General features: G+C 47.5%; 4 protein-coding genes and 2 tRNA genes. 4 read left to right on the top strand and 2 right to left on the bottom strand.

The annotated features are described in order from the left end of the window. Window positions 1-94 precede the first annotated feature (94 nt). Window positions 95-1555 carry an aldehyde dehydrogenase gene (gene aldA / locus C41B8_RS05900; RefSeq protein WP_156962435.1) on the bottom strand — a complete coding sequence of 487 codons (1461 nt, stop codon included), beginning with the start codon at window positions 1553-1555 and terminating at the stop codon, window positions 95-97. A gap of 438 nt (window positions 1556-1993) precedes the next feature. On the opposite strand from aldA, the gene C41B8_RS05895 reads away from it, so the two are divergent. From C41B8_RS05895 to C41B8_RS20015, 3 genes are all read left to right on the top strand, one after another. Next, window positions 1994-2069: transfer RNA gene (locus tag C41B8_RS05895), tRNA-Arg, on the top strand. Between the two features lie 914 nt (window positions 2070-2983). Continuing rightward, window positions 2984-3059, top strand: a tRNA-His gene (locus tag C41B8_RS05890). A gap of 82 nt (window positions 3060-3141) precedes the next feature. Next, on the top strand, window positions 3142-4617 hold the full coding sequence (locus tag C41B8_RS20015; protein WP_084188557.1) for a DUF6538 domain-containing protein: 1476 nt from the start codon (window positions 3142-3144) through the stop codon (window positions 4615-4617). Between the two features lie 804 nt (window positions 4618-5421). Here C41B8_RS20015 and C41B8_RS20410 read toward each other — a convergent pair. Continuing rightward, on the bottom strand, window positions 5422-5769 hold the full coding sequence (locus C41B8_RS20410) for a hypothetical protein (protein WP_156962431.1): 348 nt from the start codon (window positions 5767-5769) through the stop codon (window positions 5422-5424). Window positions 5770-5996: 227 nt separating this feature from the next. Here C41B8_RS20410 and mobQ point away from each other — a divergent pair, with 227 nt between their 5' ends. Beyond that, window positions 5997-7136, top strand: coding sequence for a MobQ family relaxase (mobQ, locus tag C41B8_RS20010; protein ID WP_084188555.1), 1140 nt, complete (start codon window positions 5997-5999; stop codon window positions 7134-7136). The last annotated feature ends 63 nt before the right edge of the window (window positions 7137-7199 follow it).

Genomic DNA, 7199 nt, shown 5'->3' with positions numbered 1-7199 from the left:
ACTTCTTCCTCAAAATCAAAGCCGCGTTTCCCGGTAAAGTGCGATGAACCTAAAAAAAGCCGGCCCGAGGGCCGGCTTTTGCGTGGATGGACGGCTAGAAATGCACGTACATCGTCTTGTTCTTCACATAAGCTTCGAGACCGTACTTGCCGTCCTCGCCGCCGATACCGCTGTTGCGATAGCCCTTGTGGAAGCCCTGGACCGATTCGCCGCCGCCGCGGTTGACATAGATTTCGCCGAAGTCGAGGTCATGCACGGTCGTCATCAAACGCTTCACGTTGTTGGTGAACACGTAGGCTGACAGGCCGTATTGCGAGACGTTGGCGTAATCCAGCGCCTGTTCGAAGGAATCGACCTTCATGATCGGCACGACCGGCCCGAAGATCTCCTCTTGCATGATCTCCATATCGTTGGATACGCCGGTGAGCACGGTCGGGGCGTAGTAAAAGCCCTTGTCGTATTCGCCGCCGGTGAGCCGCTCGCCGCCGGTCTCGAGCTTGGCGCCCTGTTCGATGGCGTGTTGCACCATGTCGTGGACCTTGTCCAGCTCGCCGCTGTTGATCTTGGGGCCCATGTCCACGTCTTCGTGGGCCAGCGGGTCGCCGACCTTGAGTTCCTCGACGCGCTCCTTGAAGCGCTTGAGAAAGGCGTCGTAGATGCCCGCGTGGACATACATGCGTTCGTTGCAGGTACAGACCTGGCCGTTGTTGGAAAAGCGCGACACGATCGCGGCCTCCACGGCCGGCTCCATATCGGCATCGTCCATGACGATGAAGGGCGCCTTGCCACCGAGCTCCAGGCGGACCAGCTTCAGGTGCGGCGCGGCCGCCTTGTTGATCTCGCGTCCGCCGCGCACGCTGCCGGTCATGGAGACGAGCTTGGTCTTGTCGTGCGTCACGAGATGGTTGCCGACGTCCTTGCCGTGGCCGTTGACGATGTTGACCACGCCATCGGGAATCCCGGCCTGGCGCGCCAGCTCGACGATTTCCATCGCGGTGAGTGGCGTTTCCTCGGACGGCTTCAACACGATCGTGTTGCCGGCCGCCAGCGCCGGGCCGAGCTTGCGGCCGATCAGCGCCGCGGGGAAGTTCCAGGCCGTGATGCCGACGACCACGCCGTGGGGCACTTTCTGAATCCAGATCTGTTCGTCCGGATCATCGGCCGGCACGATGTCGCCCTCCAGGCGCCGTGTATGCTCGGCGGCAAACCGGATCAGGTCGGCGCACATTCCGACGTCGGCGCGTGATTCCGACAGCGGTTTGCCCTGTTCGGCCGTGATCAGGCGTGCAAGACGCTCGGTATCGTTCTGAATCCGTGCGACCAGATCGAGCAACAGATCGGCGCGATACTTGGCTGTGGTGCGCCGCCACGTAGCAAAAGCATCGTCCGCCGCCTGGAGTGCTTTTTCGGCGTCGTCCTCGGTGGCCATCTGTACGCGACCGACGATGGCGCCGGTGGCCGGATTCACCACATCCAGCGGCTTGCCGGCGGCGTCTTCCCAGCGGCCACCGATGAACTGGCGGTAGGTTGTGATGTCGTTGTCGGTGAAAGTCATGGACGCATCGGACATGGGGCAGGCGTGATTGCTGTGTAATGCAATCGAGGCTACAGGCTTCGCGCCGGCTTGTCGGGACCGTGGTTTTACGGAGTGCGGTGCTGACGTGGTGCCAGGGTCTGTTGAGGTTTGGTGCGCGCGCCGCGTTGGCGTCCGCAAATCGCGTCCGGCAAGGCGCGAGTCGCCGCGTCGTGGCGTGCCACGACCCAGACTCGTAACGCCGCCGGGCGGCCCTAGTCAATTTTTATGGGCGGCCCAACCCGAAGGGACAAGCGCTGTTTTGCGGCAATACAGCGTTATAGCTCTCTCGCGTAGAACAACTACGCCACGTTCGCTACGCCTCGTCTTGCCGCAAAACAGCGCTTGGCGCGGACTCGCACCAAACCTCAACAGACCCTAGTTCCCGCTGCCGCCGGCTGGCACAATAAGCGCCGCTTTGCGCCCGTAGCTCAGGGGATAGAGCAACGGCCTTCTAAGCCGTTGGTCGCTGGTTCGAATCCAGCCGGGCGCGCCATTGATAGAGCTCGCCGCAGGCGGGCTCTATCAATGGCCTATCCATCTAGTATTCGAACCAGCGACAGATAAAAAAGCCTGGTTCGACGGATGCGCTGTGCGCATCCGAACGGGGCGGCGGCAGCCGCACCGGCCTGAAGGGTGAGCGGCGCAGCCGCGAATAATCCAGCCGGGCGCGCCATTGATAGAGCTCGCCGCAGGCGGGCTCTATCAATGGCCTATCCATCTAGTATTCGAACCAGCGACAGATAAAAAAGCCTGGTTCGACGGATGCGCTGTGCGCATCCGAACGGGGCGGCGGCAGCCGCACCGGCCCGAAGGGTGAGCGGCGCAGCCGCGAATAATCCAGCCGGGCGCGCCATTGCTAGAGCTCGCCGGAAGGCGGGCTCTAGCAATGGCCTATCCAACTAGCATTCGAACCAGCGACAGATAAAAAAGCTTGGTTCGACGGATGCGCAGCGCGCATCCGAACGGGGCGGCGGCAGCCGCACCGGCCCGAAGGGTGAGCCGGCAAGGCCGGCGAATAATCCAGCCGGGCGCGCCATTGATAGAGCTCGCCGCAGGCGGGCTCTATCAATGGCCTATCCAACTAGACATTCGAACCAGCGACAGATAAAAAGAGCGTGGCTCGACGGATGCGCAGGTCGCATCCGAACAAGGTGGTGTCACCCGCACGGGTCCAAGGGGCGAGCGAGTCAGGCGGCGACGAATGATTTTCGGGCGTCGAGCCTGCCGGTGATTGAACTCGGGCCGGGGTGCCGCCGGTTAAGGCAGCATGGCGCCTTATGCGGGTCGCGGCATGCGGTCGGGCGGGCGCGAAGAGCGCGGGCGAACGCAAGCGTTGTACAAACCGAACAACGTCGCTAGAATACGCAGCTCGCGGCGAGGGTGCCTCGATCGCGAGGTCAGACGATGGTGGGCGTAGCTCAGTTGGTAGAGCCCTGGATTGTGATTCCAGTCGTCGTGGGTTCGAGTCCCATCGTCCACCCCACCTCTTGTAAACCCTTGATTCCAAACAGGAATTGAGGGTTTTTTTTTGGAGTGTGGTCCAAGGTTGTGATCCAAACAACCCTATGCACCACCTACGTAAGCACCCCAATAGTGGCTATTATCATTATAGGCAGGCAGTGCCTAAGTGCCTGATTTCACACTATAAAAAGAAAGAAATAATCCTATCACTGAGAACCAAGAATTTAGCCGAGGCTAAGTTTTTGGCTTATCAAATCAGTGCTAAATTGCTCTATGAGTTTGAGCAGTTGAAGACCAGCGCCGTGGTAGATACTTCAAAGATATTCAAGAAATACCTTGAAGATACAGATAAATTGGACTTGGGCACTGTTCGAAAATGGACAGTAGACCTTCCAGGTATTGGGTCAATTAGCACAGACCCCAATGCTTCAAATGCTGAAATAGAGCACAAGCAAGCCTTAGAAGCGTTAAAGCATTTAACTGAATCCAACCCTCCGGCTCAACAAAATAACCCAGCACAAGCCAACACAGCGCCTGTGAGTGGCATGGGTGTATTTGGCTCTACTCATAAACCCCTAATCAGCGCATTCAATGAATACATTGAAGAACTAGAAGCGCGAGAGATTAGAAGTATTAACCATATAAAGCCAGCGGTTAATAACTTCATTGAATGGATTAGAGAGCAACAAAATAATATTGCTGTCAATCAATTAACAGTCAATCATATAAAGCAGTATAAGAAATACTTGCGTAGCGCATACAACAAGCGAACAAAGAAAACAGGGCTCACAGAAGCCACAATATACAAGCGCATTGGTTTCATAGACACATTTTTAAAATGGTGTCAAGACCAGCAATATATTGCTGACGGAGATAGAAACCTACCCACATACAAGCAGAAGGGGCAGAAACCCAATGCTGTAAGTAAAGGCACCACATACAAAGCATTTTCACAATTAGAAATTGCGAAAATCTTTGATTCAAAGTTATTTGAAGAGCCTCCACACCTTTATATATCGGTGTTGATTGGTGCTTATACAGGCGCAAGGCTTGCTGAAATCTGCTATTTAAACCCTCAAGATATTGAGTTAATCAGTTATGACAAAAAATATTTTGATAAAGCAACCATAACTTTTGATAACAGAACAAAAAACAACAGTAGCAAAAGAACAATACCCATTCATAATGAGCTGTCATTCATTCACTTATACAGAGAGAACTTGCTAAGGCATTACCCAGAAGCCACAACCCTTTTTCCGTGGCTTTCAAATCCAGATAAAAGGGTAGGCGATGCCTTTGGCAAATACCTGGACAAGATTGGAATACAAGACAGAACAAAGGTTTTTCATTCATTCAGGAAGAATGTAAGCCAGCAATTAAAAATGACTGGTTGCCCTGAGAATTTTGCTAACTACTACATTGGCCACTTAAATAAGAGCCTTCATAATGTGGTATATGCTGGGTTGGACGAACCTGTTTTATTGTTTAAAAAACATATAGATAATATTTTCTATGATATTGATTTCAGTGAAATAATGGGTAGAAAACTTATTGAGGGCATTGTTCCTATAAAAAAATAAAAAAATTTAATAATTTGCTTGACGATATATATAATTTAAGTATATAATTATAGTGTTCTTACAGATTATCCTTTTTCTTTGATTTTGTGATAATGACTTTCAACTGTGAGAATGTAAGCCTCTAAAAAGAGGCTTTAAAAGACTTGCTTACAGAGTCAACTGGTCACGACGCTAAACTATTCAACTGTAAGCAGCCAAGCCACTTTTTCAAGTGGCTTTTTTTATGTCTTAGGTACTTGACAGGCACTTAATTCTATCTAATTTAACTATTGAATAGTTTAGGTGTCGGTTTGGACAGACTAGTTATATCCTCTCTCACAATTGGGCTATTCCAGTAAATTTAACTGAACTCAAACAATTGGGCTAAAGTGGAAAGCACTAGGTTCTACAATCTGCGTATTGAGCTGGAGAGACTGATACCTTAACTCTCAACCCAGGCAGAGCAGCAAAAAGGTCATATAGTGATATATGGTCAAGGCTGTGAATGAGAGTATAGAAGGGACCCGACAGCAAACTGTTGTGGTGGAAGTTCCTCTCTATGGTCAGGGATGCCATGAATTGGTTTTTTAACCATTTCACCCTGGGCATGTTTTTCTATGAGAAAAACTAATAGAGAGCTTCCCCCCAACAGCAAAAAAATCAGTAAAACTAATAAATTAGTAAAACTCATGTAAATAAGAAGTACTCATGTATTAGAAGTACACATGTACAGTACTATAAAGAAAAACACATGATATTTTCACATAGAAATACCATGTATTTTTAACTAATAGAGTAAAACAAAAAGGGGCGCGCGGCTGAGAGTTATTCCTCGGCTTTTTTTGGCTCTAACTGTTTCAGTTTCTTCCCATCCTCAAAATAATGGCTTGCTGATTGTTTGAGTGTCTTAATCTTCTCAGCGTCATATTTTTCATATGATTTATGAGCAAGCCACAATAAAGAAATTAATTCTTCGTTGGGCAAATTGAATAAGCCCATTTTCTCAACCAATCCTCCGCATTCATAAGCTCTGTAATTTCTTTTTCTTCTATCTATTTTTCTTTGCTTATTTCTTTCAGCTTGTTTTTTTGCTTTTAATTGTGCTTTAAGTTTAGCTTCTTCATTGCTTAAAGTATTTAGCTTTTGCTCTATCTGTTTGATATTTCTGGCCATAAATCACCTATTATTGTAGTTATATCTATATCTTGACGTAATAAAATAATCCGTCAACATAATAGTATGATTAGAGTAAAGCTAAACGGAGCGAAGCGAAGTAATAGCGCACTTATGCAAACTAAAGTTTGCGTGCGTCAAAGGGCGCTGCGCCCCTTTGAAATCCCAGCATTCTGGTGCCTGTGGCACTTATCTGCTATCGCCTCATTAAAAGGAGGTAGCAAGTAATGGCTATATATTCTTGTTCTGTCTCAACAATAAAAAGAAGTGATGGCCATTCAGCAACAGCAGCTATTGCTTATAGAGCCAGAGCAAAAATAACAGACGAAAGAACCAGCGAGGTTTTTAACTACTCCAACAAAAAGGATTTAGTCCACACTGAAATAGTGCTTCCAGAAAACGAAAGCTTTTCTAATCAATCGGATTTGTGGAATGAAGTAGAGAAAAAAGAAACAAGAAAAAATAGCGTAGTAGCCAGGGAGTTTCTTATTGCTTTACCCAGAGAATTAACACCAAGCCAAAATATTGAACTGGCTAGAAAAATATCAAATGACTTTGTTGAAAAATTTGGCTTTGCTTCTCAGTTTTCAATACATAACGATAAAGATAACAACAACCCTCATATTCATTTGCTAGCTTCAACCAGAAAATTGGAAGGTGGAAAATTCACTAGTAAAACAAGAGAACTTGACACTATAAAAGAAACAAGCGCTATTGATTGGGTCAGAAAAAACGTTGCTAATAACACTAATTCAGCACTTCAAAAATATGGGTTGGACGAAAGAGTAGACCATAGGTCATTAGAAAAACAACAAGCAGAAGCAGAAGCAAAAGGAGATTACTTCAAAGCCCTGGAATTGAGTAGAGAGCCAACACGCCACATTGGCAGGCACCCAATATTTTCAAAGGAAAATATTGCTTTTAACAAACAAGTAAAAGCCAATCAAAAAAGAAGAGAGGAGAGGGTTGTTAATAGAATTGAGCTTGACATAACCAAGCAATTAAGAAAGACAAGTGCGAAAAAAGAAGATAGAAAAGAAACTGTCAATAAGAAAAAACAACAGACAAAAACCAAACCATTTTACGAGCAATCATGGTTTTTAAGATTTAGAAAGACTTTTGATTATAGATATAAAAGAAAACTTGAAGCAGATAAAAAACAAAAAGAAAAAGAAGAAAAACAAAGGCTGCTGGATAAAAAAAGAGAAGAACACAGACAGCATTCAATCAATAAAAATAGAGCAGAAATCAATATCAAAAATGCTCATAGAGCAAAGCAGGACAGTATTAGCAGAGCGCGCAAGCGTAATAGTCCCATTCCTCGGAATGGTCAAAAATCAACCAGAAAACTCAACATGAATGGTTGACAGCCTGAGCATGCTTTATATAATACTCGCTCTTGATCCAACGATGTGATCCAACAATCACAC

The organism is Salinisphaera hydrothermalis C41B8, assembly GCF_000732535.1.
GTDB classification, from domain to species: Bacteria; Pseudomonadota; Gammaproteobacteria; order Nevskiales; family Salinisphaeraceae; genus Salinisphaera; species Salinisphaera hydrothermalis.
This window is presented reverse-complemented; position numbering and strand designations above follow the sequence as displayed.

Bases quoted from the DNA above. Each gene is read 5' to 3' on its own strand.
- aldA (WP_156962435.1), bottom strand. From the start codon at position 1,555: ATGACTTTCACCGACAACGACATCACAACCTACCGCCAGTTCATCGGT.
- C41B8_RS20015 (WP_084188557.1), top strand. From the start codon at position 3,142: ATGCACCACCTACGTAAGCACCCCAATAGTGGCTATTATCATTATAGG.
- C41B8_RS20410 (WP_156962431.1), bottom strand. From the start codon at position 5,769: ATGGCCAGAAATATCAAACAGATAGAGCAAAAGCTAAATACTTTAAGC.
- mobQ (WP_084188555.1), top strand. From the start codon at position 5,997: ATGGCTATATATTCTTGTTCTGTCTCAACAATAAAAAGAAGTGATGGC.